The 24,779-nt window shown below is 40.9% G+C and carries 26 protein-coding genes and 1 tRNA gene; 9 read left to right on the plus strand and 18 right to left on the minus strand.

Features of this window, described 5'->3' with window-relative positions; genetic code table 11:
- Positions 1-38: 38 nt before the first annotated feature.
- From GC098_RS16480 to GC098_RS16500, 5 genes are all read right to left on the minus strand, one after another.
- Positions 39-470 carry a hypothetical protein gene (locus GC098_RS16480; protein ID WP_171644217.1) on the minus strand — a complete coding sequence of 144 codons (432 nt, stop codon included), beginning with the start codon at positions 468-470 and terminating at the stop codon, positions 39-41.
- Between the two features lie 161 nt (positions 471-631).
- Positions 632-719: transfer RNA gene (locus GC098_RS16485), tRNA-Ser, on the minus strand.
- Positions 720-788: 69 nt separating this feature from the next.
- Positions 789-1,004, minus strand: coding sequence for a DUF951 domain-containing protein (locus tag GC098_RS16490; RefSeq protein ID WP_029196148.1), 216 nt, complete (start codon positions 1,002-1,004; stop codon positions 789-791).
- Positions 1,005-1,051: 47 nt separating this feature from the next.
- Complete coding sequence (locus GC098_RS16495) at positions 1,052-1,891, minus strand: mechanosensitive ion channel family protein (protein ID WP_312880167.1); 840 nt, start codon at positions 1,889-1,891, stop codon at positions 1,052-1,054.
- An 18-nt stretch (positions 1,892-1,909) separates the two neighbouring features.
- The gene (locus GC098_RS16500; protein WP_171644218.1) at positions 1,910-2,146 is read right to left on the minus strand and encodes a putative Se/S carrier protein; all 237 of its coding nucleotides are present in this window, start codon (positions 2,144-2,146) and stop codon (positions 1,910-1,912) included.
- A gap of 97 nt (positions 2,147-2,243) precedes the next feature.
- On the opposite strand from GC098_RS16500, the gene yyaC reads away from it, so the two are divergent.
- Entirely contained in the window at positions 2,244-2,867 is a 624-nt protein-coding gene (gene yyaC, locus GC098_RS16505; protein ID WP_171644219.1) for a spore protease YyaC, read from the plus strand.
- Here the strand turns inward: yyaC and GC098_RS16510 are convergent.
- The 12 genes from GC098_RS16510 to rpmH all read right to left on the minus strand — a co-directional run bounded on the left by GC098_RS16510 (position 2,842) and on the right by rpmH (position 13,795).
- On the minus strand, positions 2,842-3,333 hold the full coding sequence (locus GC098_RS16510) for a DUF4446 family protein (protein ID WP_171644220.1): 492 nt from the start codon (positions 3,331-3,333) through the stop codon (positions 2,842-2,844). The two genes, yyaC and GC098_RS16510, sit on opposite strands and share 26 nt — an antisense overlap.
- Before the next feature lie 15 nt (positions 3,334-3,348).
- Complete coding sequence (locus GC098_RS16515; protein WP_171644221.1) at positions 3,349-4,509, minus strand: aminotransferase class V-fold PLP-dependent enzyme; 1,161 nt, start codon at positions 4,507-4,509, stop codon at positions 3,349-3,351.
- A 127-nt stretch (positions 4,510-4,636) separates the two neighbouring features.
- A complete protein-coding gene (locus tag GC098_RS16520; RefSeq protein ID WP_171644222.1) occupies positions 4,637-5,509 on the minus strand; it encodes a ParB/RepB/Spo0J family partition protein in 873 nt (290 codons plus the stop codon).
- Positions 5,506-6,264 carry a ParA family protein gene (locus GC098_RS16525; protein ID WP_029196154.1) on the minus strand — a complete coding sequence of 253 codons (759 nt, stop codon included), beginning with the start codon at positions 6,262-6,264 and terminating at the stop codon, positions 5,506-5,508. The genes GC098_RS16520 and GC098_RS16525 overlap by 4 nt, the downstream gene beginning before the upstream one ends.
- A gap of 161 nt (positions 6,265-6,425) precedes the next feature.
- On the minus strand, positions 6,426-7,241 hold the full coding sequence (noc, locus tag GC098_RS16530; RefSeq protein WP_171644223.1) for a nucleoid occlusion protein: 816 nt from the start codon (positions 7,239-7,241) through the stop codon (positions 6,426-6,428).
- A gap of 337 nt (positions 7,242-7,578) precedes the next feature.
- Complete coding sequence (gene rsmG / locus GC098_RS16535; protein ID WP_171644224.1) at positions 7,579-8,307, minus strand: 16S rRNA (guanine(527)-N(7))-methyltransferase RsmG; 729 nt, start codon at positions 8,305-8,307, stop codon at positions 7,579-7,581.
- A gap of 3 nt (positions 8,308-8,310) precedes the next feature.
- Positions 8,311-10,206, minus strand: coding sequence for a tRNA uridine-5-carboxymethylaminomethyl(34) synthesis enzyme MnmG (mnmG, locus tag GC098_RS16540; RefSeq protein WP_171644225.1), 1,896 nt, complete (start codon positions 10,204-10,206; stop codon positions 8,311-8,313).
- A gap of 46 nt (positions 10,207-10,252) precedes the next feature.
- The gene (gene mnmE, locus GC098_RS16545; RefSeq protein WP_171644226.1) at positions 10,253-11,629 is read right to left on the minus strand and encodes a tRNA uridine-5-carboxymethylaminomethyl(34) synthesis GTPase MnmE; all 1,377 of its coding nucleotides are present in this window, start codon (positions 11,627-11,629) and stop codon (positions 10,253-10,255) included.
- A gap of 71 nt (positions 11,630-11,700) precedes the next feature.
- On the minus strand, positions 11,701-12,318 hold the full coding sequence (gene jag, locus GC098_RS16550; protein ID WP_171644227.1) for an RNA-binding cell elongation regulator Jag/EloR: 618 nt from the start codon (positions 12,316-12,318) through the stop codon (positions 11,701-11,703).
- On the minus strand, positions 12,315-13,082 hold the full coding sequence (yidC, locus tag GC098_RS16555) for a membrane protein insertase YidC (protein ID WP_376769379.1): 768 nt from the start codon (positions 13,080-13,082) through the stop codon (positions 12,315-12,317). The genes jag and yidC overlap by 4 nt, the downstream gene beginning before the upstream one ends.
- Positions 13,083-13,153: 71 nt before the next feature.
- Positions 13,154-13,513 carry a ribonuclease P protein component gene (gene rnpA / locus GC098_RS16560; RefSeq protein ID WP_171644228.1) on the minus strand — a complete coding sequence of 120 codons (360 nt, stop codon included), beginning with the start codon at positions 13,511-13,513 and terminating at the stop codon, positions 13,154-13,156.
- A 147-nt stretch (positions 13,514-13,660) separates the two neighbouring features.
- Entirely contained in the window at positions 13,661-13,795 is a 135-nt protein-coding gene (gene rpmH, locus GC098_RS16565) for a 50S ribosomal protein L34 (protein ID WP_029196162.1), read from the minus strand.
- Between the two features lie 631 nt (positions 13,796-14,426).
- On the opposite strand from rpmH, the gene dnaA reads away from it, so the two are divergent.
- The 8 genes from dnaA to GC098_RS16605 all read left to right on the plus strand — a co-directional run bounded on the left by dnaA (position 14,427) and on the right by GC098_RS16605 (position 24,496).
- Positions 14,427-15,791 carry a chromosomal replication initiator protein DnaA gene (gene dnaA / locus GC098_RS16570; RefSeq protein ID WP_171644229.1) on the plus strand — a complete coding sequence of 455 codons (1,365 nt, stop codon included), beginning with the start codon at positions 14,427-14,429 and terminating at the stop codon, positions 15,789-15,791.
- Between the two features lie 179 nt (positions 15,792-15,970).
- Positions 15,971-17,113 (plus strand): DNA polymerase III subunit beta, encoded by a 1,143-nt coding sequence (gene dnaN, locus GC098_RS16575; RefSeq protein WP_060645524.1) that lies wholly within the window; start codon positions 15,971-15,973, stop codon positions 17,111-17,113.
- 12 nt (positions 17,114-17,125) lie between these two features.
- Positions 17,126-17,341 (plus strand): S4 domain-containing protein YaaA, encoded by a 216-nt coding sequence (gene yaaA / locus GC098_RS16580; protein WP_047684005.1) that lies wholly within the window; start codon positions 17,126-17,128, stop codon positions 17,339-17,341.
- Between the two features lie 28 nt (positions 17,342-17,369).
- Entirely contained in the window at positions 17,370-18,488 is a 1,119-nt protein-coding gene (recF, locus tag GC098_RS16585; RefSeq protein ID WP_171644230.1) for a DNA replication/repair protein RecF, read from the plus strand.
- A 5-nt stretch (positions 18,489-18,493) separates the two neighbouring features.
- Positions 18,494-18,742, plus strand: a complete 249-nt coding sequence (gene remB, locus GC098_RS16590; RefSeq protein ID WP_047683999.1) for an extracellular matrix regulator RemB — start codon at positions 18,494-18,496, stop codon at positions 18,740-18,742.
- Between the two features lie 152 nt (positions 18,743-18,894).
- Complete coding sequence (gyrB, locus tag GC098_RS16595) at positions 18,895-20,811, plus strand: DNA topoisomerase (ATP-hydrolyzing) subunit B (RefSeq protein ID WP_171644231.1); 1,917 nt, start codon at positions 18,895-18,897, stop codon at positions 20,809-20,811.
- Positions 20,812-20,857: 46 nt separating this feature from the next.
- Positions 20,858-23,347 (plus strand): DNA gyrase subunit A, encoded by a 2,490-nt coding sequence (gene gyrA, locus GC098_RS16600; protein ID WP_171644232.1) that lies wholly within the window; start codon positions 20,858-20,860, stop codon positions 23,345-23,347.
- 81 nt (positions 23,348-23,428) lie between these two features.
- Positions 23,429-24,496, plus strand: a complete 1,068-nt coding sequence (locus GC098_RS16605; RefSeq protein WP_171644233.1) for an HD-GYP domain-containing protein — start codon at positions 23,429-23,431, stop codon at positions 24,494-24,496.
- A 100-nt stretch (positions 24,497-24,596) separates the two neighbouring features.
- On the opposite strand, the gene GC098_RS39565 is transcribed toward GC098_RS16605, so the two are convergent.
- Positions 24,597-24,779: hypothetical protein (locus GC098_RS39565; RefSeq protein ID WP_216625304.1), on the minus strand; the 183-nt coding region annotated here is incomplete at its 5' end.

The raw sequence follows: 24,779 nt of genomic DNA on the forward strand, positions 1-24,779 counted from the left end.
CACACAACCCATTTGGGTGTGCGGCCTTTTTGCTCTCGTTATTTCTGATAAACTCGCTTCTCCGATATCTTCCCATCCGCAAAGAAAACGAGCTGCACATAATAACCAGGTTGATTGGATATCTCGAAATCATACGTTTTCTTTCCATTCTCATCTTTAACCAGTTTACCTTTGGATCCTGTCAGCTTCACCACGTCATCGTAGGTGCCTGTCATACTTATTTTATCTGCCTGTTCCTTCGTTATTTTAGGAAGCGGCTCATCCTTCGTCGTATTGTCGCCGGCCTTTGGTGTCGCAGTAGCGGCTGTTCCGCCCGTTGGACTGTTTGTCCCTCCTGGCGTCGCAGAAGCCCCTGGAGAAGGCTGTACAGTCACTCCAGCAGTTGGACTTGCTGTGCCTCCCTCATTCTTCTTGGAGCACCCTGTGATGACCACAGCTAGCACCAGAAGCATCATTAACCAAATTCTCATAACGATCAACCTCCTTCATTTTACCTATGCCTAGATATGGGGTTATTTTGCTTCCTTTCCTTGCCTTTTATTCCCTACCTGCAAAAGCAAAAGAGCCCTCTACGTCTTTATAGACGTAAAAGGCTCTTAATTTGTTTCAATATGTTGGTTCCACTAGAGTACGGAAAGAGTGGGAGTCGAACCCACGCACGCCTCGCGACGCCTAACTGATTTCGAGTCAGCCCCCTTGGACCACTTGGGTACCTTTCCATGAAAAGCGAGAACAGGACTTATTGTATCAAAAAAGTCAGGCTCTCGCAAGTGTTTTTCTTGAACCCCTTAGGAGGACTCTTCTTGTATCTCTGTATTCGATCGAAGTACTTTTTTTAGCTTACTTTCGAACTTCGTTCTCGGCACTAACACACTGTGTTTACAGCCTACACATTTGATCCGAATATCCATGCCCATCCGAATGATTTCCATTTCATTGGTGCCACACGGATGGGGCTTTTTCATTTGCACAATATCGCCAAGTTGATACTGCTTCTTCTCCATTCGTCTGTCACCGCCTTTTCCGAATTTATGGACATGATCTTCTTACGTTATAACACTTCTATTTGCGTGATATTGAGTTGCTTCTTAATCTCGATATTCAAAAGTCTAGTGACATTAAATTGTCTGGTTGGCTTACACTCTGCAATAATGCGAATTTTCAAATCCGCCGTACCCACCATCTGAACACCAAGCACCTCAGGTTCCTTCACAATATCATCGGTTAGCAGCTGAACTTGCTTCACCGTTTCCTTGAGGATTTCTGTCGCTTTATCAATATCCAAATGAAGAGGAATCGTTACATCAACTACAGCAAGTGAATTGTAGGTAGAAAAATTGGTGACTTGTTTGATATTCCCATTCGGAATAATATGCACTTCACCGGTCCAGCTCTTAATCCGGGTCACTCTAATCCCGATTTCTTCCACTGTACCTTTGAATGAATCAATCTGAATGACATCCCCCACCCCGAATTGATCCTCAAAGATGATGAAGAAACCTGTTATTACATCTTTCACCAAACTCTGTGCCCCGAAACCAATCGCTAGCCCGAGTACACCTGCACCAGCAAGTAATGGGCCTATATTCAACCCCACTTGCCCTAGTATCAGCATAATGCATATGAGATTGATCGTGTAAGCTATTAGATTATGTATGAGACTTCCTATTGTGTTCGTTCTTCTTCTATCAAATTTCAACGGAGACTTATCTCTTGCTGAAATCATATGAGCAATTGTTTTATCTGCGATTTTTATGCAAACTTTAGCTACTACATAGATTAATATAATTTTAACAACAATCCAAAATATCGAAGCTATCATTTCCGGTTTCGTTATATGTTCGTTTATCCATTGACCTAAATCCGCAAAAAACTTAGTTACTAAGGCCACGTGCAGCCCCCCTTAATTTCATTCCATCGTAACATATTTATCCTCAATTTTAAAATAGATACCTCTTATTTCCACATTTTCAGAATGAATAATGTCTCTTACTTGTTCTAAACTCTCTCCCGGAAATTCGATAGACAGTGCGCAGCCTGCAGTGATTTCTTTCGGAGTTGGTCTTATGTCGATCTCGATATCTGCATACTCTAGCAGCATTTCTGCTCTTAGTGCTTGTTGAGTAGAATCAAACGCTAGCAACATAATTGAAAGTTTCAGGGAAAGTCCCCCTCTTCTACGTATAAATGTCCCTATCTCTCCATATACTAGTAAAAAAAGTAGTAACATTTGGAGGGATACGATGAAATTCCAATTTGGTTTCGATGGAGTGAAAAATACGGTTCTAGAGCCACTGAAGATTCAACATACAGATGCCGATACTCCTTATCTTCTCTCAAAGCATTTACACACCATCTTTAGCAAACTACCAACCTATCAACCTATCGTTGTCATATGTGTAGGGACAGATCGTTCGACTGGTGATTCCTTAGGTCCATTAGTTGGCTCTCATTTGAATCGTACAACCAACCTCCGCAACCTCCATCTTTTTGGTACATTAGATGAGCCTGTCCATGCTATGAATTTAGCTGAAACCGTGGATAAAATCCATAACCAGTTTCAAAACCCCTTCATCGTTGCCATTGATGCTTGTCTTGGTCAAGTATCCAGTGTCGGTTGCATTCAGGTTGCCGATGGCCCACTTAAACCTGGCGCTGGTGTTAATAAAGATTTGCCTCCAGTTGGTAACATCCATGTAACCGGAATTGTAAATGTCGGTGGATTTATGGAGTATTTCGTCCTGCAGAACACGCGGCTTAGCTTAGTCATGAATATGGCCAATATTATTGGTGATGCTCTTCATTCAGCTTTGCGCCGCACACAATCTTATTCACCTAATGCTACGGCTGCTTTAAAGTTTGATTAATCGCTTCTTTTTCTTCAGAACTTAGCGTATACGTTGATTGTGCATTCTGAATTGGCTTAGCATATAAATACATTTGCTCGCGACTGTGTATTCCCGTTAGAATGACCCCATCTTGATAATCATCTAATATAGCAATTGTAAAACTTAAATCACTTCCACCTTCATTGAAGGCATTATAGCGATGGATCGCGATTTTTGACTTCGTCTTCATCAATGCTTGACGAATCGTTTCAACCTTGGCTGAAGTCGCTACTGATTCGGCCTTTTGCTCGTTCAATCCTTTTTGCATGTCAATAATGATCTGTTCCATATTCTCTGCTTTTGAGCCGTTCATCATTTGTGTATATTGTTTACGCAAGGTAGCTAATTTAATGGAAACAACTAATATGAAAATAAACAGCACAACGATTAATGCGAAACAAGTTAATACGATGACCCCACCATCAAGGCCAAACAGTTCCCCCATGATTTATCCCTCTTTCTACTTCGCATACTGCGTTTGAATCTCTTTTACAGCATCAATCAAGGCAACCACTTCATTATCCGTTGTGAAATAGCCAACGCTCGCTCTTACCGCACCTTTAGCTAAAGTTCCAGCAGCTTCATGCGCAAGTGGCGTACAATGATAGCCTGAACGAACGGCAATCTGAAAAGATTGATCCAGGATAAAGGCCACCTCCGATGAATCCGCATCGTTGATATTAAAGGAAACAATTCCTGTTTTATTTTGTCCAAGCGACGGCCCAAGAACCGTGACTCCTTCAATTCCCAGTAACCCTTCCATTAGGAGCTGAGTTTGACGCCACTCTTTTTCATGAATCTTTTCTACGGTTTCAGCCAAGACAAATTTCACGCCTTCATTCAGTCCCGCTATTCCAACGGTATTTTGAGTGCCAGCTTCATAGCGATCTGGTCGCACGGTGGGTTGATGAATGGCCTCCGATTGACTCCCCGTTCCTCCATGTAATAGCGGCTCTAAATCAATGCCCGGATGAATGTATAAACCACCAGTCCCCTGAGGCCCTAGGAGCCCCTTGTGGCCCGGAAATGCCAACATATCAATATTCATACCGGCTACATCAATTGGCAGTATACCGGCACTCTGAGCCGCGTCTACGAGCAGCTTAACGCCTTGAGCACGACAGATGTCTCCTATTTCACCAACTGGCATAATTGTCCCCAACAGATTTGAACTATGATTGACAACAACTAGTGTTGTATTGGATTGAAATGCCTTCTTCAATTCATCTAATCGAATATTACCTTGTTCATCACTAGGGATATACGTAAGTTCGACCTGAGCTGAAGCTTTCAAATATTCAAGCGGTCTTCGTACGGAGTTATGCTCGATATTGGTGCATATCACGTGGTCCCCGGCTTTAACGAATCCTTTGATCGCTTGATTCAGCGCATGGGTTGTATTCAATGCAAACGATATATCATTAGGGTTTCTGATGCCGAATAGACGTGCCGTATTTTTTCGTGTCTCAAATAATACCCTACTGGCTTTCACTGCCATCTGATGACTGCCTCTGCCTGGATTAGCTGCGAACTCATGCATACATTGCATCATGGCATCCATAACGGCTGGCGGCTTTGGCCACGAAGATGCCGCTTGATCAAAATACATAACACCCTTCATTTTGTCACCCTCTCTCCATGGATAAACAGCTTACGTCTACCTTAAACTTACTCATCAACTCATAAATATAGCATACCTTAGTTTGATCTTTCAGTTCGAAAGAAAACCATCGGTATGCTATCTAATTTTAAGAGATTTTTCCTTGAAGTAATTCTAGTAGACGGTTTAAATCGTCTTTGGAATAGTAGAGAAGTTCAATCTTACCTTTATCCTGCTGATGTTTAATTTTCACCGTCGTGCGGTATATATCTCTCAACTGATCTTCGGCTTGATTAATATATGGATCTCTATTCTTTTCTTTTTGCTTACTTCTTTCTTTTTCTTGCCCTGGTGTCTCTTCCAACGTTTTCACAGCTTCTTCTAGCTCACGTACACTCCATTGTTTACTAATGGTCGTTTCTGCGAGTTCTTTCTTCACCTTATCGTCCTTCACACCCACAATAGCTCTAGCATGTCCCATTGATAATGTTCCACGTGAAACATATTGTTTAATGGATTCAGGAAGTTGCAGCAACCTCAGAAAATTAGCAATATGCGATCTACTCTTTCCAACCTTTGCAGAAAGTTCTTCTTGTGTGAGAGAAAACTGATCAATGATACCTTGATAAGCAAAAGCAATTTCCATCGCATTGAGATCTTCACGTTGAACGTTCTCAATCAAAGCGATTTCCATAACTTGTTGATCTGAAAAGTTCCTTTCAACAGCAGGAATCGTCGGTATCCCTGTTACTTGAGAAGCACGGAACCTCCGCTCACCTGCAATAATCTCGAAACCCTTGAGAACTTTACGAACGATAATCGGTTGAATAACACCGTGTTCTTTGATTGAATCAGCTAGTTCTCTAATACTATCTTCATTAAAGTTTTTTCTAGGTTGATAAGGGTTTGCTCTCAACTGAGATAATGGAATTTGAATAACTTTATCACTATCATCGATATGTAAAGAAGTAATTAAAGCATCCAATCCCTTACCTAAACCTTTAGAAAGGCCTTTGGTCATACAGAGATCACTTCCTTCGCAAGCTCTAAATACACTTCCGCGCCTTTTGATCTAGGATCATACGTGATAATAGATTGTCCATGACTGGGCGCTTCACTTAAGCGAACATTTCTTGGAATAATCGTTTGATATACTTTCGTTTGGAAGTATTTCTTAACTTCCTCAATAACCTGTATTCCAAGGTTAGTTCTTGCATCGAACATAGTCAACAAAACGCCTTCAATTTGAAGCCCTGTATTGAGATGCTTTTGAACTAAGCGAACGGTATTGAGCAGCTGGCTTAATCCTTCAAGCGCATAGTATTCACATTGAATTGGGATAATGACAGAATCGGCAGCAGTTAATGAGTTAATGGTTAGAAGGCCTAGTGACGGAGGACAATCAATAAGGATGTAATCATATAAATGTTTCACTAACTGGAGGGATTTCTTTAATCGTACTTCCCTTGAAATCGTTGGTACAAGTTCTATTTCAGCTCCTGCCAACTGAATCGTTGCAGGTACTATTTTGAGATTTGGAACATTGGTATCAACCGTTGCATCTTTGGGATGAACATCATTAATTAGTACATCATAAATACAATTAACAACATCCGCTTTGTTTACACCTATGCCACTTGTTGTATTGCCTTGTGGGTCGATGTCAACAAGAAGCACCCTTTTCCCTAAAGAGGCTAGGGAAGCACCTAAATTCACAGAAGTTGTCGTCTTACCGACGCCACCCTTCTGATTTGTTATTGCAATTATTTTAGACAAAACCATTTCACCTCTATCGCTTATGTTCCAAATGCCATACTAAAGCAGTATTACTATCTTAACATATCTATGGGCGAGTTACCTTATCAATATTTGATAGTTTATGTCCATAAGATGCAAAAAAACGGCTTGCGCCGTTTAAGGTAGCAATAAATGCTTTATTATCGTTTAGGAATCTTAATTATAATTTCGTAATGATCCTCATGATCTTGCTCAGATGTATTAATATTTAAACCAGAACTCGATACCATTTCAACGGATTGGCGAATCGTATTTAAAGCTAAGCGAACATCCTTAGTAAAAGAGACGCGACGAGATTTCTTGAGTTTAGTAGCTTCCTTCAAGAAATTAATCTTAATTTCTGTTTGCTTTACATTCAGCTCTTTGGCGATGATTTCTTCAAGCACTTTAACTTGAAGTTCCTCTTGATCAAGAGCCAGCAACGCTCTGGCATGACGTTCAGTAATTTTACGTTCCATTAATGCCATTTTAACAGGTTCGCTTAGATGTAATAAGCGGATCTTATTTGCAATCGTGGATTGGCTTTTACCAAGACGCTGGGCTAAGCTTTCCTGTGTTAAATCATGCATCTCTATTAATTGTTGGTAAGCAGCAGCCTCTTCTATTGCCGTAAGACCTTCGCGCTGTAAATTTTCGATAAGAGCAATAGATGCTGCTTGAGAATCGTTGAAATCACGTACAATCGCAGGGATTGTATCGAGGCCCAACTTTTTAACAGCTCTTAGACGTCGTTCACCGGCAATTAGCTCGAACGTGTTGTTTTTAACTCTGACAACAATGGGCTGAATGATACCATGAGTTCGAATTGTTTGCATGAGTTCATCAATTCGATCATCATCAAACAGCAACCTTGGCTGATACGGACTTGGAATAATACTATTCACCGATATGTTCTTGACCTCATCAGTCGTTGATCGATCTGTTAGGCCAAATAGCTTTGAAATTTGTTCTTTCATAGGAAAACTTACCACCAACTCTTCCCGTAGTTTAAGCGACCAAAATAATCCAAAGATAGACGACCTCTTCGTCCTACACAAGGATAAACGGCACCTTCGTACTTAACGGACGAGTGCGTTTGTCAAGGTTGATGCGAAGCAAAAGTATAACCCTATACTTTTCTTTTCAACGAACGAAAACACTTTGCCAATATTACGTCGAAGTATGACAAGTGCAATCTCTTTTAAAATTACTTACCTATTAAGTTAAATTCACTCTATTATTAATTCAACATAGAGTCCCTATTTCCTTCTATTTGACACTCGAATCCATGTAAATGTTTCACGTGGAACAAATTCACAATTTGACCAAAGGCTCTTTAAGCGGGATACCTGCTTTCCTAGGGTACTTAGCCGGAGTCGATGCTAGTTTATGAATCTCTACAAAATGCCGGATCGATTCCTCGACAGGTAGCTGCATACGATTCACCTTGACTACCTTACCTCTTAACTCTGCTAAACTGAATGAAGCCTCGCTTAGTTCCTCATCAATCTCTGAACCTTTCATCGCAATGAACGTTCCACCTTTCTTAACAAAAGGAAGACAAAATTCATTTAGAACTTGCATTCGTGCTACTGCTCTAGCAGTAACCAAATCAAATTGGTCCCGATATTTAGGTAATCTAGCAATGTCTTCTGCTCTACCATGAACACATTCGGTATCCGTAAGTCCGAGTTGCGTAACTAACTCTCTTAAAAACAAAATACGTTTATTCAAAGAATCAACGATCGTGATTTTAAGATGTGGAAAAACAATTTTCAAAGGAATACTCGGAAATCCAGCTCCAGAGCCTATATCTGCTAGGGATGATACTTGGCTCACATTATAATTGAAAGAAACAGAAAGAGAATCATAGAAATGTTTTAAGTAAACTTGATCTCTCTCTGTAATACCCGTTAAATTCATTTTCTCGTTCCACTCTACAAGCGTCTTGTAATACAACTCAAATTGATTGAGCTGATCTGGAGAGAGAGAAATTTGTTGCTTCTCTAATAATTGAACGAATTGTTGTTGAATAGGATCCATGAATTAACCTCTAGCCGCAATGACTCTGTTGTAGTGTTCCAAATAAACAAGCAGGATAGATATATCCGAAGGTGTAACGCCACCGATACGAGATGCTTGACCAATAGATATCGGACGAATCTTAGCTAACTTCTGCTTAGCTTCCGTCGCAATCCCGTGTATTTCGCTATACTCGATGTCATCCGGAATTTTCTTCTTTTCCATCTTACGCAAACGTTCCACTTGATTGCTTTGTTTTTCGATATAGCCAGCATATTTCACTTGAATCCCTACTTGTTCTTTCATTTCATCGTCAAGCTCAAGCGGAGAAGGAGTCATCTGTTCAATATGCTTATATTCAATCTCAGGACGACGAAGCAGCGAAATGGCTGGTACTGAATTGTTCAACTGCACACTTTCCAAACTCTCTAGTAATTCCTGCACATGAGGTTCTGGTTTCACCTTAACGTTAGTCAAACGTTCAATTTCTTGATCAATCAAACCCTTCTTATTTAAAAATGCAGCATATCGTTCGTCAGAAATAAGCCCAATTTCATGCCCAATTGGCGTTAATCTTAGGTCAGCATTATCATGGCGAAGAAGTAAACGATACTCTGCGCGTGAGGTTAATAGACGGTAGGGTTCATTCGTACCTTTTGTTACAAGATCATCAATTAAAACGCCGATATATCCTTCCGATCTATCCAGAACAATAGCTTCTTTCTCTTGAACTTTACGAGCCGCATTAATCCCAGCCATAACCCCTTGACCTGCAGCTTCCTCATATCCCGATGTTCCATTAATTTGCCCAGCAGTGAATAGTCCACTTACCAACTTCGTCTCCAAAGAAGGTTTCAGCTGAGTAGGAACTACCGCATCATATTCAATCGCATATCCGGTACGCATCATTTCCACTTTCTCTAATCCAGGAATTGAGCGCAGAATACCTAATTGAACATCTTCAGGCATGCTCGTTGATAACCCTTGAACATAATATTCCGAAGTATGACGTCCCTCTGGCTCAAGAAAGATTTGATGCTTAGGTTTATCAGCGAATCGAACGATTTTATCCTCAATGGATGGGCAATATCTTGGACCTGTTCCTTCAATAGCCCCCGAGAACATCGGAGCACGATGTAAATTAGAATTAATAATGTTGTGCGTTTCCTCAGACGTGTACGTTAACCAACAAGGTAGCTGTTCATTACCACTAATTTCAGCTTTTGTCTCAAATGAGAAAAATTTAGGCTCATTATCACCCGGTTGAATTTCCGTTTTGCTAAAATCAATTGAATCCTTGTGAACGCGCGGCGGTGTCCCTGTTTTGAATCGAACAAGATCAAATCCAAGTTTGCGCAAGGATTCCGATAATTTAACAGAAGGCTGTTGATTATTGGGTCCGCTCTCATACATTAGCTCGCCCATAATAACTTTCCCTCTTAAATAAGTCCCTGTCGTTAACACGATCGCCTTGGAGTAGTATTCAGCGCCTGTTTTAGTGATAACACCTTTGCATACGCCGCCTTCAACAATGAGCTCTTCCGCCATACCTTGACGTAACGTCAAATTTGGAGTTGCTTCAATTGTTTCTTTCATTTTATGCTGATACGCAAATTTGTCCGCTTGTGCGCGCAGGGCATGTACCGCAGGGCCCTTCCCTGTATTCAGCATTCGCATCTGAATATACGTTTTGTCGATGTTACGACCCATTTCGCCACCAAGCGCATCAATCTCACGAACAACGTGGCCCTTCGCAGGACCACCAATAGATGGATTGCAAGGCATGAATGCAACCATGTCTAAATTAATCGTTAATAAAAGCGTATTACAACCCATGCGTGCTGAGGCCAGTGCAGATTCACAACCTGCGTGTCCAGCGCCGATGACAATAACATCATAATCACCTGCATGATATCCCATAATAAACGTCCCTCCCTCTTTTATGAAAACGCAAATGCTGTCGTTTTCATTTTCCTAAGCAAAATTGTGTAAATATTTGATCGATCAATGATTCTCCTACGGAATCGCCAATAATCTCTCCAAGCTGCTCCCAAGCTGCTCGTATATCAATTTGTATCATATCAATAGGTATATATTGTTCATTAGCATCAAGTGCATCTTGTAACGAACGTTTAGCTTGCTTCAAGAGTGAAATATGTCGAACATTACTAACATACGTCAAATCACTTGATTCTAGTTTACCCTCAAAGAAAATTGCCGAGATCGCTTTTTCTAAATCTTCAATACCTTTATTCTCAATCAGTGATAACTCAACAATACGTTCCTGTGGAAAATAACTCAGAACCTGTTCGACATTCAGCTTTCTAGTTAAATCCGTCTTATTTAAAATGACAATCGTTTGCTTATCCGCTAATTGTTTCATCAGTGCGATTTCATCGAATTCAAGCTCTTCATTACTATTCAGCACTAACAAAATAAGATCTGCTTCTGCTAAAGCAGTCTTCGAACGCTCAACTCCGATTTGTTCAACTAGATCTGACGTTTCTCTTATGCCCGCAGTATCAAGCAGCTTCAAAGGAATACCGCCAATATTCACGAATTCCTCAATAACATCCCTTGTTGTACCTGGAATATCCGTTACAATTGCACGATTCTCCTGTGCTAATTCATTGAGAAGCGATGATTTGCCGACATTTGGCTTCCCGACAATGGCCGTTTCAATACCTTCTCGCAATATCTTCCCTTGCTCGGCGGTTACCAAAAGACGGTCAATTTCAAGCATTACCGTATCACACTTGCTCTTTATGAAAGTGTTCGTCATTTCTTCTACGTCATGCTCAGGATAATCAATATTCACTTCAACGTGAGCCATCAATTCCACTAATATATAGCGTAAATGCTTGATTTGCTTCGACAGATTTCCTTCTACTTGCTTCAAAGCTACCTTGAAAGCTCTATCCGATTTGGCCCGGATTAAATCGATCACCGCTTCAGCCTGGGTCAGATCAATCCGACCATTTAAGAATGCTCGCTTCGTGAACTCACCGGGTTCAGCTAACCGAACTCCCTGCTGCAGCAATAGATCGAGTACCTTCTTCACAGATACAATGCCCCCGTGGCAGCTGACCTCCACGACATCTTCCATCGTAAATGAACGTGGAGCTTTCATTAACGTAACTAGAACCTCCTCTACCTTTTGGGCAGAAGCAGGTTCTATTATGAATCCATAATGTACCGTATGCGTCTCAGCAACAGATAATTTCGTTTTAGAGCGAAAAATACGTTCCACGAGTGGAACGGCTTCGTCTCCGCTCACACGAATAACCGCTATCCCACCCTCACCAAGCGGTGTAGAAATAGCAGCAATCGTATCATTTAACATAGTATTTACACCTCGAATTTACCTCATCTTAAAGAAAAAGCAATGACATGATCAAAGTCATTGCGGTAGCGTTATTTGACAGCGATAACCACCCGACGGTTCGGTTCTTCGCCTTTACTGTATGTTTTTACAACGGGATGTCCCTGTAATTCAGCATGAATAATCTTTCGTTCCTGAGAATTCATGGGTTCAAGAATCACTTCTTTTTTCGACTTAATCACACGATTGGCAAGCCTAACTGCGAGCTCCTCCAACGTTTTCTTACGTCTATCTCTGAAATTTTCCGCATCTAAGATAATACGAAAATGAGAATTCGCATACCGGTTTGCAACGATATTCACCAAATACTGCAAAGCATCCAGTGTTTGTCCTCTTTTGCCGATCAGAATACCTAATTCAGAGCCACTCATGTTCAAGATGTAGCCTTCACGATCTTTGCGCGTATCTATGGTGATGGAAATCTGCATCGCTTCGAACATATCTTGTAAGAAAGCAATGGCTTCCTCAAGTGGATCTGGAATCAATTCAAGCTCTACTTTAGCTTCTTTGGTACCAATAAATCCGAACAACCCTCGAGAGGGTTGCTCCAAAATATGAATGTTTACACGATCCTCGGAAACTTGCCATTGAGATAAACCGGATTTAACAGCTAGCTCAATAGTCTTTCCAGTCACCACAATTTTTTTCATTTGGACAGGCCACCCTTATTTTTTTGCGCCGCCTTTTGCGATGCAGGAGAACCATAAATAAAGTAAGACTGAATGATTGTGAAGATGTTACCGTAAATCCAGTAAAGCGGAAGCGCAGCTGCGAAATTCATGGACATCACGAAAATCATAACTGGGAAAATATATAATAAGCTTTTCATTTGTTGATTCATTTGGGAAGACATAAACATTTGTTGAACGAATGTCGTTGCCGCGGCAATCAGCGGAAGAATATACAGGTGATCCGGTTGTCCAAGATTCATCCATAGGAAAGTATGTTCACGGATGTGATCATTACGCATAATCGCTTGATAAAGAGCAATTAGAATTGGCATTTGAACAATGATTGGGAAACATCCTGCTAATGGATTCACACCATTTTGTTGAAACAGCTTCATTGTTTCTTCCTGCTGTTTCTTCGCATCATCTTTATACTTTTCTTTGAGCTTCTTCATCTCTGGCTGTAGATCCTGCATCCGTTTGGAACTTTTATACTGCTTAAGTGTAAGCGGCAGAATAATTAAACGAATGATCAAGGTAACGACCATGATGGATAATCCGTATTGACCCCATAAATGATCAGCGAACCAGTCCAGCGTCATCGAAAGCGGGTACACGAAATATTTAACGAAAAAACTTGCGGTATTCGGATCAATAGGTGCCATAGCTGAACTTGACGGACTACATCCGGACAGTAATAAGATCAACGCTGAGAGTGAAGCTAGCATATAAATTCGACGAGTCAAAATGAGATCCTCCTAAATATCTTTTCCATCATAAACTATAACACATCTTCAGCTTGCAAGGAAATATTACGTTACTTTTTAATGACATCATTTCTTTTTAATAAAGAAGCTTTGCGAATGACATGCCAGATACTTTTCTCCATCTCGGCATAGTCCATTTCAGTCACTGGTTTTCTAGCCAATAAGATGTAGTCATAATGTGGCGTCATATTCTCTTTTTTCAACCGGATAATTTCCTTCATCATTCGTCTGAGCCGGTTTCGAACAACAGCATTGCCTACCTTTTTACTCACAGACACCCCAAGGCGAAATTGTTCCAATTTAGGTTGGGGTAAATAATATAGTACGAATTGATGATTCGCCATCGACTTCCCATATCGATATACCTTATTGAAGTCTTCTCTTTTAGCTAATCTATATATTTTCTCCACGATTATGTACGCTCCAGACAGATGACTCCGTGATTAAATTAGGTTCACTACAATATTAGTTAGCTTATATAGTTTTAACAGAATTATCCCCATATAAACCAATCCCTCAAAATGCAAAAAAAAAAGCCCCTTCCGGAGCCTCATTTTTTACGCGCTAAGAATTTTTCTTCCTTTAAGACGACGAGCTTGCAGAACTTTACGACCGTTCTTCGTGCTCATTCTTTTACGGAAACCATGATTCTTCTTACGCTTTCTCGTATTCGGGTTAAACGTCGGACCCATCTATAGCACCTCCCTACCTGAGGATATCCATCCTACAAAATTTCTACTACTCATTAAATCATTTCTACAGCAGAAAGTCAACCTACCCGAGTGTTCAGGTGAAGAAGGCATTTATTCAGTAAAAATCAAAAAAAGAATAACCTGTGTATAAAATTTCACCTCTCCACAGAGAAGCTTGTCGAAAATTAACATAATATCAACAATATCTTGTGTTGTGAACAAAATCTATGCACAACTTGTTGTAAATGTGGATAATATCAAACAATCCGTTGATTAACAAGTAATCTTTTGATAAGATGATAATGTTTCTGTTGTGGATAGACACCACTAACTCTCCGACTTATCAACAACCTGTGGATAACAATGTGCACAATTTTCCCTCTACAAGAATAAGTCATTTCAGCCGATCCTTAATAATGTGGATAAAATCGACAAAAATCGTCCTTTCTTGACCGCATCAGACATAAAGGTTCTTTTCGTTGTTAATCGCACAAGCTATATACAGATTTCGATTAAGCCGAACGTTTAATGTGAATTGCTTATATTCGAGATTTTACAATAAAGCTTTATAAACCGAACATATCTTTACTGGCCTTATGCCACATGTTTGATTTCAAAGGAGTGAATTACTGTGGAAGGCCATTCTACGGACTTATGGCAGCAAATTTTAACAATTATTCAAACTAAGCTCAGTAAACCAAGTTTCGACACTTGGCTTAAATCCACGAAAGCGACAGTATTCAATGATTCAACTGTCGTTATTTGTGCGCCCAACAATTTTGCTCAGGAATGGCTCGAAAGCCGCTATACCAAGCTAATTGAAGGAACCATTTATGACTTTACGGGTAAACAGGTTTCTGTGAAATTCATCATTGAAACGGAAGAGCAGAAATCTCAGTCAACAGCGGTTCAACCAACTGTTTTCCCTCCTAAAGGTCCTGCGATCGTTACAGGTGAAGAAAATTTCACCAATATGATGAACGCTAGGTATACCTTTGATACGTTCGTTATCGGATCCGGCAATCGATTCGCTCATGCTGCATCCTTAGCTGTTGCCGAGGCACCTGCTAAAGCTTATAATCCCCTCTTTCTATATGGAGGAGTTGGTTTAGGTAAGACACATTTAATGCACGCCATCGGTCACTATGTGTTAGAACATAACCCTGGGGCACGTGTTTTATATATTTCATCAGAAAAGTTCACGAATGAATTTATTAATGCGGTCCGTGATAACCGCGGCGAAGGATTTCGTAATAAATATAGAACGATCGATGTATTGTTGATTGATGATATTCAATTCCTCGCTGGTAAAGAAGGTACGCAGGAGGAGTTTTTCCATACATTTAATGCGCTTCATGAAGAAGGCAAACAAATTATTATCTCTAGTGACCGGCCGCCTAAAGAAATTCCAACCCTGGAAGATCGGTTACGCTCTAGATTTGAGTGGGGATTAATTACAGACATTCAGCCCCCTGATTTAGAAACACGCATAGCCATTCTCCGCAAGAAAGCGAAAGCAGAGAATCTGGAGATTCCGAATGAAGCGATGATCTATATCGCGAACCAAATCGATACGAATATTCGTGAGCTTGAAGGTGCTTTGATTCGAGTTGTTGCGTACTCATCCCTTATTAATCAGGATATTAGCGTGCATCTAACAGCCGAAGCATTGAAAGATATTATTCCATCGAATCGACCGCGTGTAATCACGATACAGGATATTCAGCAGCGGGTTGGAGAATTCTATGGATTAAAGCTAGAGGATTTCAAGGCCCGTAAACGAACAAAAGCCGTCGCATTCCCTAGACAGGTCGCGATGTACCTGGCACGTGAGCTGACGGACTTCTCTTTGCCGAAAATCGGAGATAATTTTGGTGGACGTGACCATACAACGGTTATCCATGCCCATGATAAAATATCACAACAATTAAAAGTAGATCAGGATCTTTACAAGATCGTTCATAATCTGACAGAACGCATCAAGAACCCCTCTTGATAACATTTAATTTTGGGTGAGCCTATGCACAATCTATTCACATGTGGATAGGCTTGATTTATATAAGGTTCATCCACATATCCACATATCCAGAGCCCCTACTGCTATTACTAATAAAGAATGTTATTATATAATGATTATGCTAACGCAATGAAAAAAAGAACCACAGGAGTGAAATCATGAAATTAACCATCCTAAAAGACCATCTAATTGAATCCATTGGTCACGTTTCCAAAGCCATATCCTCTCGTACAACCATACCTATCCTTACAGGGATCAAAATAGATGCAACCTTAAGCGGTGTAACCCTTACAGCAAGCGATACGGATATTTCCATTCAAAGCTTTACCCCTAGTGAAAATGACAAGATTAAAATTATTGAACTATTTCAAGCCGGTAGTGTCGTTCTTCCAGCCAAATTCTTCGTCGAAATTATTCGTAAGCTACCTGCACAATTAATCGAAATCGAAGTAAGAAATAACTTTCAAACCATTATTCGTTCAGGTTCTTCTGAGATTCAAATCATGGGGCTCGATCCCGATGAATATCCGCTGCTGCCCGAAATCGAAGAAAGTAAAATGCTTCGTTTGCCCAGCGATTTACTGAAAACGATGATTAAGCAAACTTCTTATGCCGTATCAACGAATGAATCGACGCCTATTCTCACAGGTGTGCTATGGAACATCTCAGGCGATAAACTGAAATTTATTGCTTGTGATCGCCATCGACTAGCTAGCAGAGAAGTAACGGTTGATAATGATAATGCGCATCAACTTCCTAACATTGTTATCGCAGGCCGAACTCTCAACGAATTAAGCAAAATTTTGCCTGATCAAAACTCCCTTATAGATATAGTTATTTCAGACAATCAGGTTTTATTCAAAATTCATTCGATTTTGTTCTATTCTCGCATTTTAGACGGAACTTACCCGGATACATCTAAGCTGATTCCGCAATCTTTTCAAACCGAAATGGTCGTACCAACCAAAGAATTGGCTGAAGCCATCGACCGTGCTTACTTACTTTCCAGAGAAGATAAGACCAACATTGTGAAAATGATGATGCTTGAAGACCAGACGATTGAGATTTCTTCAAGTTCTTCCGAGCTTGGAAAAGTAACTGAGCAAATTAACCTGCAGCATATTGCTGGTGAGTTACTCAAAATTTCTTTTAACTCCAAATATATGCTCGATGCGCTTAAAGTTCTTGATTCCGAGTTCATTCACATCGGATTTACTGGAGCTATGCAGCCAATCATCATGAAGCCTCAAGATTCCACAAACATTCTGCAGCTTATTTTGCCGTATCGAACAACGAATTAAGGAGTGCGCTATATGAAACAGATCCCCATAAATACGGACTATATTACACTTGGACAGTTTCTAAAATTATCGGACTGTATATCCACAGGTGGACAAGCCAAATTTTTTGTTGTGGATACAAAAATTGAAGTAAACGGACAAGCAGAAAATCGTAGAGGCCGGAAACTCGTGCCGCAAGATGTGGTAACCGTGGAGGGTTTCGGACAATTCGAAGTCGTTAGCTCCTGATCGGATTAACCCAGGAGGATGGCCGCCCATGTTTTTGAACAGACTCGTACTCAGTCATTACAGAAATTACGATCAGATTGAGCTAACAACGGATAGCAATGTGAATATATTCGTTGGACCTAACGCCCAGGGAAAAACTAATTTGTTGGAATCAATCTATGTAATGGCCATGACGAAATCACATCGCACCCATCAGGATAAAGAATTAATTGGCTGGAATGGTGAGCAGACGCAGCTGCACGCGGAAATTCAGAAGCGATATGGCAGCTGTAAACTAGATCTCTCCATTTCGACCAAAGGTAAAAAAGCGAAAATCAATGGCCTCGAACAAAAGAAGCTTAGTAACTTTATCGGTGCTTTGAACGTCGTCATGTTTGCTCCGGAAGACTTAGAGATCGTCAAAGGAACTCCTGGTGTTAGAAGGCGTTTCCTAGATATGGAGATTGGCCAAGTACAGCCCTCCTATCTGCATGATTTATCGCAATATCAGAAAATATTGGTGCAGCGGAACAATTATTTAAAGCAATCTTTCCCAGGAAAAACCGCACCAGACGCGATGTTAGACATTTGGAATGAACAATTAGCACAGTATGGTGTTAAAATTATGAAAAAACGTCAAAGCTTTATTAAGAAGCTACAACAATGGGCGGAAACGATCCATAGAGGGATTACGAACGATAGTGAGGAGCTTCTTATTCGCTACTCCCCCTCTTTTGATATGACACCGTTTGAAGATGAATCTGTTTTATTAAACCAATTTATGATAAAGTTATCTTTGGTTAGGGATCAGGAATTCCGAAGAGGTGTTACGCTAGTGGGCCCTCATCGTGACGATCTTCTTTTTTACATCAACGACAAAGAAGTCCAAACGTATGGATCACAGGGTCAGCAGCGAACAACAGCGTTATCACTTAAGCTTGCAGAAATAGAGCTTATTCATGAGGAAGTTGGCGAGTATCCCCTATTATTGCTGGATGATGTGCTATCCGAGCTTGATGAGTATAGACAGACACAACTGATCCGTACGTTTCAACAGAAAGTCCAAACTTTTATTACAACAACAGGTCTAGAGAGTGTCCATTTGGATCAACTGGATCATGCTTCCGTGTTTCATGTTTTGAAAGGAAATGTAAGCGGCAGGAGCTGAGGAGCATGTTTATTCATTTGGGTGGAGAGAAAATTATTAGGGCATCCGAACTGATTGCTATTTTCGATATCTCGATTGAGAAATCTTCCAAAATATCGAAACAATTCATACAGCAAGCATTAAAAGATAAAAAAACAGAGCAAATCGGCGAAGAAGATTGCAAATCACTCGTTGTTACGAAGAGTAAAGTGTATTATTCTCCAATTTCCTCTACCACGCTCAAGAAAAGAGCGCATCAATTGTTAACGAATTAACCTTTTCTCCCCACATAAGAAAGTATAGGATTTCGGAATTCCGAAAGCAGCTTACTTATTGGTGAATATACTGTCCTCTAAGCGCGGTCGCTCATTTTCGAATGACTGCGATAGAGGTTTCTCTCACTATAGAAAAGCAGGTGAAGATTAACATGTCTGTGAATCAAAATGCGTACGATGACAGTCAGATTCAGGTTCTGGAAGGTTTAGAGGCCGTTCGCAAAAGACCGGGTATGTACATTGGTTCAACCAGTGCCCGTGGACTTCATCATCTAGTATGGGAAGTTGTCGATAACAGTATCGATGAAGCTTTGGCCGGATTTTGTACGAAAATTGATGTAATCGTTCATAAAGATAATAGCGTTACTGTTATTGATAACGGGCGCGGAATTCCTGTCGGTGAAAATGCAAAACTGAAAAGACCAACACTCGAGGTTGTACTTACCGTACTCCACGCAGGTGGTAAATTCGGTGGCGAGGATTCCGGTTACAAAGTATCCGGTGGTCTGCACGGTGTAGGTATTTCCGTGGTTAATGCGCTGTCTGATCACTTAACTGTGCAAGTAAAGAATAAAGGCCAAATTCATCAACAAGAATACCGCCGCGGAACGCCGCAATATGATGTGAAAGTCGTAGGTGAAACCGAAGAAACGGGCACCAAGGTTACGTTCCATCCGGATCCGGAGATTTTTAAAGAAACGACCGAATATGATTTCGATACGTTACAATCCAGAATTCGTGAGCTTGCTTTCTTGAATAAAGGAATCGAGATTAATCTGATCGATGAGCGTACAGACACGGCAAATACGCATATGTATGAAGGTGGAATCGTTTCCTTTGTGCAGCATTTGAACCGTAATCGTGAAGTCGTCAATGAAACGCCTATTTATGTGGAGGGTTCGAAGGATAATATCTCCATCGAGATCGCGCTTCAGTACAACGATAGCTATACCGAAAACATTTACTCCTTCGCGAATAATATCAATACGCATGAGGGCGGAACGCACGAGTCCGGTTTTAAAAGTGCGCTAACGCGGATTTTGAATGATTATGCCCGTAAAAGTAATTCACTGAAAGAAAGTGATTCTAACCTTTCAGGAGATGATGTGCGCGAAGGTCTTGCAGCCATTATTTCTGTGAAAATTCCAGAGCCTCAATTTGAGGGTCAAACGAAGACCAAACTAGGAAATAGTGAAGTCCGTGGTATTGTAGAATCTCTATTTGCCGAGAAGCTGCAAACATTTATGGAAGAGAACCCCTCGGTTGCGAAGAAGATTCTCGAAAAAGGGATTCAAGCGGCAAGAGCAAGAGAAGCTGCGCGTAAAGCGAGAGAATTGACTCGTCGTAAAAGCGCATTGGAAGTAAGCGCGCTGCCAGGTAAACTAGCAGATTGCTCATCCAAGGATGCTTCGATCAGTGAGATTTACATCGTAGAAGGTGACTCTGCAGGTGGATCAGCTAAGCAAGGACGTGATCGTCACTTCCAAGCGATTCTTCCACTTCGCGGAAAAATTTTGAATGTAGAGAAAGCTAGATTGGATCGAATTCTATCCAATACAGAAATTCGTGCGATGATTACAGCCTTTGGCACAGGGATCAGTGACGATTTCGATATCACTAAGGCACGTTATCACAAAATTATTATCATGACCGATGCTGACGTTGACGGAGCGCATATTCGTACGCTTCTGCTTACTTTCTTCTACAGGTACATGAAAAAATTAATCGAAACCGGTTATGTGTATATTGCACAACCTCCACTTTTCAAGCTCGAAAGAAATAAAACGGTTCGCTATGCGTATAACGAAAAGCAAAGAGAAGCCATCATGCAGGAGTTCGGTGAAGGAGCCAAAGTCAATGTACAGCGTTACAAAGGACTTGGCGAGATGAATCCAGAACAATTGTGGGAAACGACGATGGATCCAGAAAGCCGTACATTCCTTCAAGTAACGATTGAAGATGCGATTGAAGCAGATACGCTCTTTGATTCATTGATGGGAGATAACGTAGAACCTAGAAGAGATTTCATCGAGGAACATGCGAAGTACGTGAAAAATCTAGATATCTAAACGTCCTAGACGTTGCTAACGATGTAAGCTTTCAGGAGGAACATTCATGAGCGAAGAATTACATTCGCAAGTCAAAGAAATTGACATTTCTACCGAAATGCGTACATCTTTCTTAGACTATGCGATGAGTATCATTGTCAGTCGTGCACTGCCAGATGTAAGAGACGGTCTGAAGCCTGTTCATCGTCGTATCTTGTTTGCGATGTCTGAGCTAGGCATGTCTCCAGATAAACCACATAAGAAATCGGCGAGAATCGTCGGTGAAGTCATCGGTAAGTACCATCCGCACGGAGACACTGCGGTATATGAGACGATGGTTCGAATGGCGCAAGATTTCTCACTTCGCTATATGCTGGTAGATGGTCATGGTAACTTTGGATCGATCGACGGTGATATGGCAGCGGCCATGCGTTATACCGAAGCTCGCTTGTCGAAGATCGCGATGGAGCTTCTTCGTGATATTAACAAAGAGACAATTGACTATAAACCAAACTATGATGGCGAAGAACATGAACCGGTTGTCCTCCCTTCTCGTTTTCCGAACTTGCTTGTGAACGGAAGCTCCGGGATTGCGGTAGGGATGGCTACGAACATTCCTCCTCATAACCTTCGTGAGGTTATCGAAGGTATCCAAATGATGATTGAAAATCCGGATATTACACCGCTTGAATTGATGCAAGCCATCAAAGGACCGGATTTCCCAACAGCTGGCTTTATCCTAGGCCGTGAGGGGATTAGACAAGCCTATCAAACAGGCAGAGGTTCTGTTACGATGCGTGCTAGAACTGTTATTGAAGAAAACAATAATAAAGCTAGAATCATTGTTAATGAACTGCCTTATCAAGTAAATAAGGCTAGATTAGTTGAGAAAATTGCGGAACTTGTTCGTGAGAAAAAGATTGATGGTATCACGGATCTTCGAGATGAATCCGACCGTAATGGTATGCGAGTTGTCATCGAGCTTCGTCGCGACGTCAATCCGCATGTTGTTCTGAATAACTTGTTTAAACATACGGCCATGCAATCAAACTTCGGTATTATTATGCTTGCACTTGTCAACGGCGAACCAAGAGTACTAAATCTTCGCGAGATGCTGCATTATTACCTCAAGCATCAGCAAGAAGTCATTCGCCGTAGAACTGAGTTTGATCTGCGCAAAGCGGAAGCGCGCGCTCACATTTTGGAAGGCTTACGTATCGCACTTGATCACTTGGATCAAGTTATTGCCTTGATTCGTGCTTCCCGTACAACGGAAGAAGCTAGAGAAGGGCTCATGACTACGTTTAATTTGAGCCTCGACCAAGCTCAAGCTATTCTCGACATGCGTTTACAGCGTTTAACTGGCTTAGAGCGTGAGAAGATCGAAGCTGAGTATGCCGAACTTATGAAGAAAATCACTGAGCTTAAAGCGATTCTTGCTGATGAGAATCTGATTCTAGCCATCATTAGCGAAGAATTGAATGAAATTAAAGAGAAATTCGGCGATGAGCGACGTTCCGAAATTACGGTTGGTGAGGAAAGCATCGAAGATGAAGACCTTATCCCGCGTGAAGATGTCGTTATCACGATTACGCATACGGGTTACATTAAGCGTCTTCCGGTTACGACGTATCGGAACCAGAAGCGTGGAGGACGTGGCATTGTCGGAATGGATACCAAGGACAATGACTTCGTCGAGCATTTATTCGTGACGAATACGCATCATTATTTGATGTTCTTTACGAATAAAGGTAAAGTATACCGTTTGAAAGCTTATGAGATTCCGGATTTGAGCCGGACAGCTCGTGGAACACCAATCATTAACTTAATCCAGATCGAGCAAGGTGAGACGGTTAACGCGGTGATTCCGGTAGAAAGCTTCGAAACAGAGCAGTACTTATTCTTTGCAACGAAGCAAGGTGTTGTGAAGAAAACACCGATTGACGATTATTCAAACATTCGTAAAGGCGGCCTAATCGCCATTAATTTACGGGAAGATGATGATCTCATTGGCGTTAAACTGACTGACGGTAACCAAGGCATTATTATGGGAACCAAGCTCGGGATGTCCATCCACTTCCCAGAACAAGATGTTCGATCCATGGGTAGGTCTGCTACTGGGGTAAAAGGGATACACCTGGATCCAGAAGATACGGTTATTGATATGGACGTTGTCCATGAAGATAATAGTGTACTCATTGTAACGACCAAAGGTTTTGGTAAGAGAACGCCTGTTGCTGAATATCGGATCCAGTCACGCGGTGGTAAAGGGATTAAGACCTTGAACGTCACAGATAAGAACGGCCCTATTGTCGGTCTTAAAGTGGTGCAAAATGATGAGGATCTTATGATTATTACAGCATCGGGTACTGTTATTCGTACAAGTATGGACGGGATTTCTATGATGGGTCGTAACACGCAGGGTGTACGCTTAATCAATATTCGTGAAGACGATGAAGTTGGAACCTTAGCTCGCGTGCAGAAAAATGAAGAGCAAAGCGAGAATGAGGAAGACGGCGACTGGGAAGAAACAGAAGTAACAGATACAGAAGAATAATATGTCGGGATGGGGCTTACAAACCCATCCCTTTTACTTTACAATAAGAAGTATAAGAAAAATTAAGGTGAGTGAGTGATTGTGCCGACAGTAGCCGTTTCTCAATTAAAATATGGTGAAAGATTAGGCGATAACGTAATAACGAAATTGGGGAATGTACTTTTCAACAAAGGAAAAGTTATTAGTGAAAGAGAGATTGAGATTCTAAAAGCATTTCTCATTTCATCTGTCTTTATTGAGTCTAAGAATGGTATAGAATCCGAAGCCACGAGTGAAGAAACGAAACCGAATGAAGTTGCAACCGTTCATCCCTTTTTTTTGGAATACCAGAATATGTTGAAGCTGCTCAAACGCGTCTTTTATCTCGCTAATGGTGGACAACCGCTTCCCATTTTAGATCTTCGAAACGGTCTTGAAGCACTCATTCAACATATTGATGCCTATAAAGTACTTACCTTCACACCGAAAAATCGCAGTTTGCAAGATTACATGTATCACAAAAGTATTCAGGTCAGCTTAACCGCTTATTCATTAGCTAGATGGCATGGTCTTCCTCAGAAAGATCTGATGCAAATAGCGTTAGCTGGTCTCTTACATGACATTGGTATATCCAAAGTTGATCCTGCCATTCTTGAGAAGAAGAGTTCCCTAACAGCATCTGAAATGGATGAGATTAAACAACACACGCTAATCGGGTATCAGATTCTTAAAAATATTTCCGGTATTAACGAAGGTGTCAAATTAACGGCCATTCAGCATCATGAACGTGAGGATGGTTCGGGTTATCCTTTAGGAGTTAAAGGTGACAAGATTCACATGTATGCCAAAATAGTAGCGATTGCTGATATTTATAACGCCATGACCAATGAGCGTTACTATAAAACGGCTTTATCGCCGTATGTTGTACTAGAGCAGCTCTTCACAGAATCATTCGGTAAAGTAGATCCAACCCTGGTTCAAGTATTTATGAACAAGTCCACACAAATCAGCAATGGAACAATCGTAAAACTAAGCGATAACCGTGTAGGTGAGATTATTTTCTCCGATCGCTCGCATCCTACAAGACCTTGGATTAACGTTAATGGAACGATCGTAAATTTAACATTAGAAAGAAGCCTGTTCATTCAAGATGTTATTGGTCATATTTAAAAGCCATAGAGAGTAATGTTTACCCCCTACTACAGGGGGTTTTCTTTATTATTAAGAAATGATAAAGAAAAGCTTGCATTCCGCTTTTAGATTTGTTATATTACTCCTTGTCGCTTCGGCGGTCGAACGAAAGAACGAAAGAAATTAAAAAAAGTTCTTGCAATCGAATAGGCTGATGTGGTATATTAATCAAGTCGCCTTTGAGGGGCGAAGGATTAAAACGAAAGAAATTGATCTTTGAAAACTGAACAACGAGTGAGTAAGCACGAACGAGAAATCGTTC

It is taken from the genome of Paenibacillus phytorum, from assembly GCF_013141715.1.
Taxonomy (GTDB): Bacteria; Bacillota; Bacilli; order Paenibacillales; family NBRC-103111; genus Paenibacillus_E; species Paenibacillus_E phytorum.

What these genes read in the sequence shown, in the direction of transcription:
- GC098_RS16480 (WP_171644217.1), bottom strand. Translation starts at nt 470, where the DNA reads ATGAGAATTTGGTTAATGATGCTTCTGGTGCTAGCTGTGGTCATCACA.
- GC098_RS16490 (WP_029196148.1), bottom strand. Translation starts at nt 1,004, where the DNA reads ATGGAGAAGAAGCAGTATCAACTTGGCGATATTGTGCAAATGAAAAAG.
- GC098_RS16500 (WP_171644218.1), bottom strand. Translation starts at nt 2,146, where the DNA reads ATGTTGCTAGCGTTTGATTCTACTCAACAAGCACTAAGAGCAGAAATG.
- yyaC (WP_171644219.1), top strand. Translation starts at nt 2,244, where the DNA reads ATGAAATTCCAATTTGGTTTCGATGGAGTGAAAAATACGGTTCTAGAG.
- GC098_RS16510 (WP_171644220.1), bottom strand. Translation starts at nt 3,333, where the DNA reads ATGGGGGAACTGTTTGGCCTTGATGGTGGGGTCATCGTATTAACTTGT.
- GC098_RS16515 (WP_171644221.1), bottom strand. Translation starts at nt 4,509, where the DNA reads ATGAAGGGTGTTATGTATTTTGATCAAGCGGCATCTTCGTGGCCAAAG.
- GC098_RS16520 (WP_171644222.1), bottom strand. Translation starts at nt 5,509, where the DNA reads ATGACCAAAGGCCTTTCTAAAGGTTTAGGTAAGGGATTGGATGCTTTA.
- noc (WP_171644223.1), bottom strand. Translation starts at nt 7,241, where the DNA reads ATGAAAGAACAAATTTCAAAGCTATTTGGCCTAACAGATCGATCAACG.
- rsmG (WP_171644224.1), bottom strand. Translation starts at nt 8,307, where the DNA reads ATGGATCCTATTCAACAACAATTCGTTCAATTATTAGAGAAGCAACAA.
- mnmG (WP_171644225.1), bottom strand. Translation starts at nt 10,206, where the DNA reads ATGGGATATCATGCAGGTGATTATGATGTTATTGTCATCGGCGCTGGA.
- mnmE (WP_171644226.1), bottom strand. Translation starts at nt 11,629, where the DNA reads ATGTTAAATGATACGATTGCTGCTATTTCTACACCGCTTGGTGAGGGT.
- jag (WP_171644227.1), bottom strand. Translation starts at nt 12,318, where the DNA reads ATGAAAAAAATTGTGGTGACTGGAAAGACTATTGAGCTAGCTGTTAAA.
- rpmH (WP_029196162.1), bottom strand. Translation starts at nt 13,795, where the DNA reads ATGGGTCCGACGTTTAACCCGAATACGAGAAAGCGTAAGAAGAATCAT.
- dnaN (WP_060645524.1), top strand. Translation starts at nt 15,971, where the DNA reads ATGAAATTAACCATCCTAAAAGACCATCTAATTGAATCCATTGGTCAC.
- yaaA (WP_047684005.1), top strand. Translation starts at nt 17,126, where the DNA reads ATGAAACAGATCCCCATAAATACGGACTATATTACACTTGGACAGTTT.
- recF (WP_171644230.1), top strand. Translation starts at nt 17,370, where the DNA reads ATGTTTTTGAACAGACTCGTACTCAGTCATTACAGAAATTACGATCAG.
- remB (WP_047683999.1), top strand. Translation starts at nt 18,494, where the DNA reads ATGTTTATTCATTTGGGTGGAGAGAAAATTATTAGGGCATCCGAACTG.
- gyrB (WP_171644231.1), top strand. Translation starts at nt 18,895, where the DNA reads ATGTCTGTGAATCAAAATGCGTACGATGACAGTCAGATTCAGGTTCTG.
- gyrA (WP_171644232.1), top strand. Translation starts at nt 20,858, where the DNA reads ATGAGCGAAGAATTACATTCGCAAGTCAAAGAAATTGACATTTCTACC.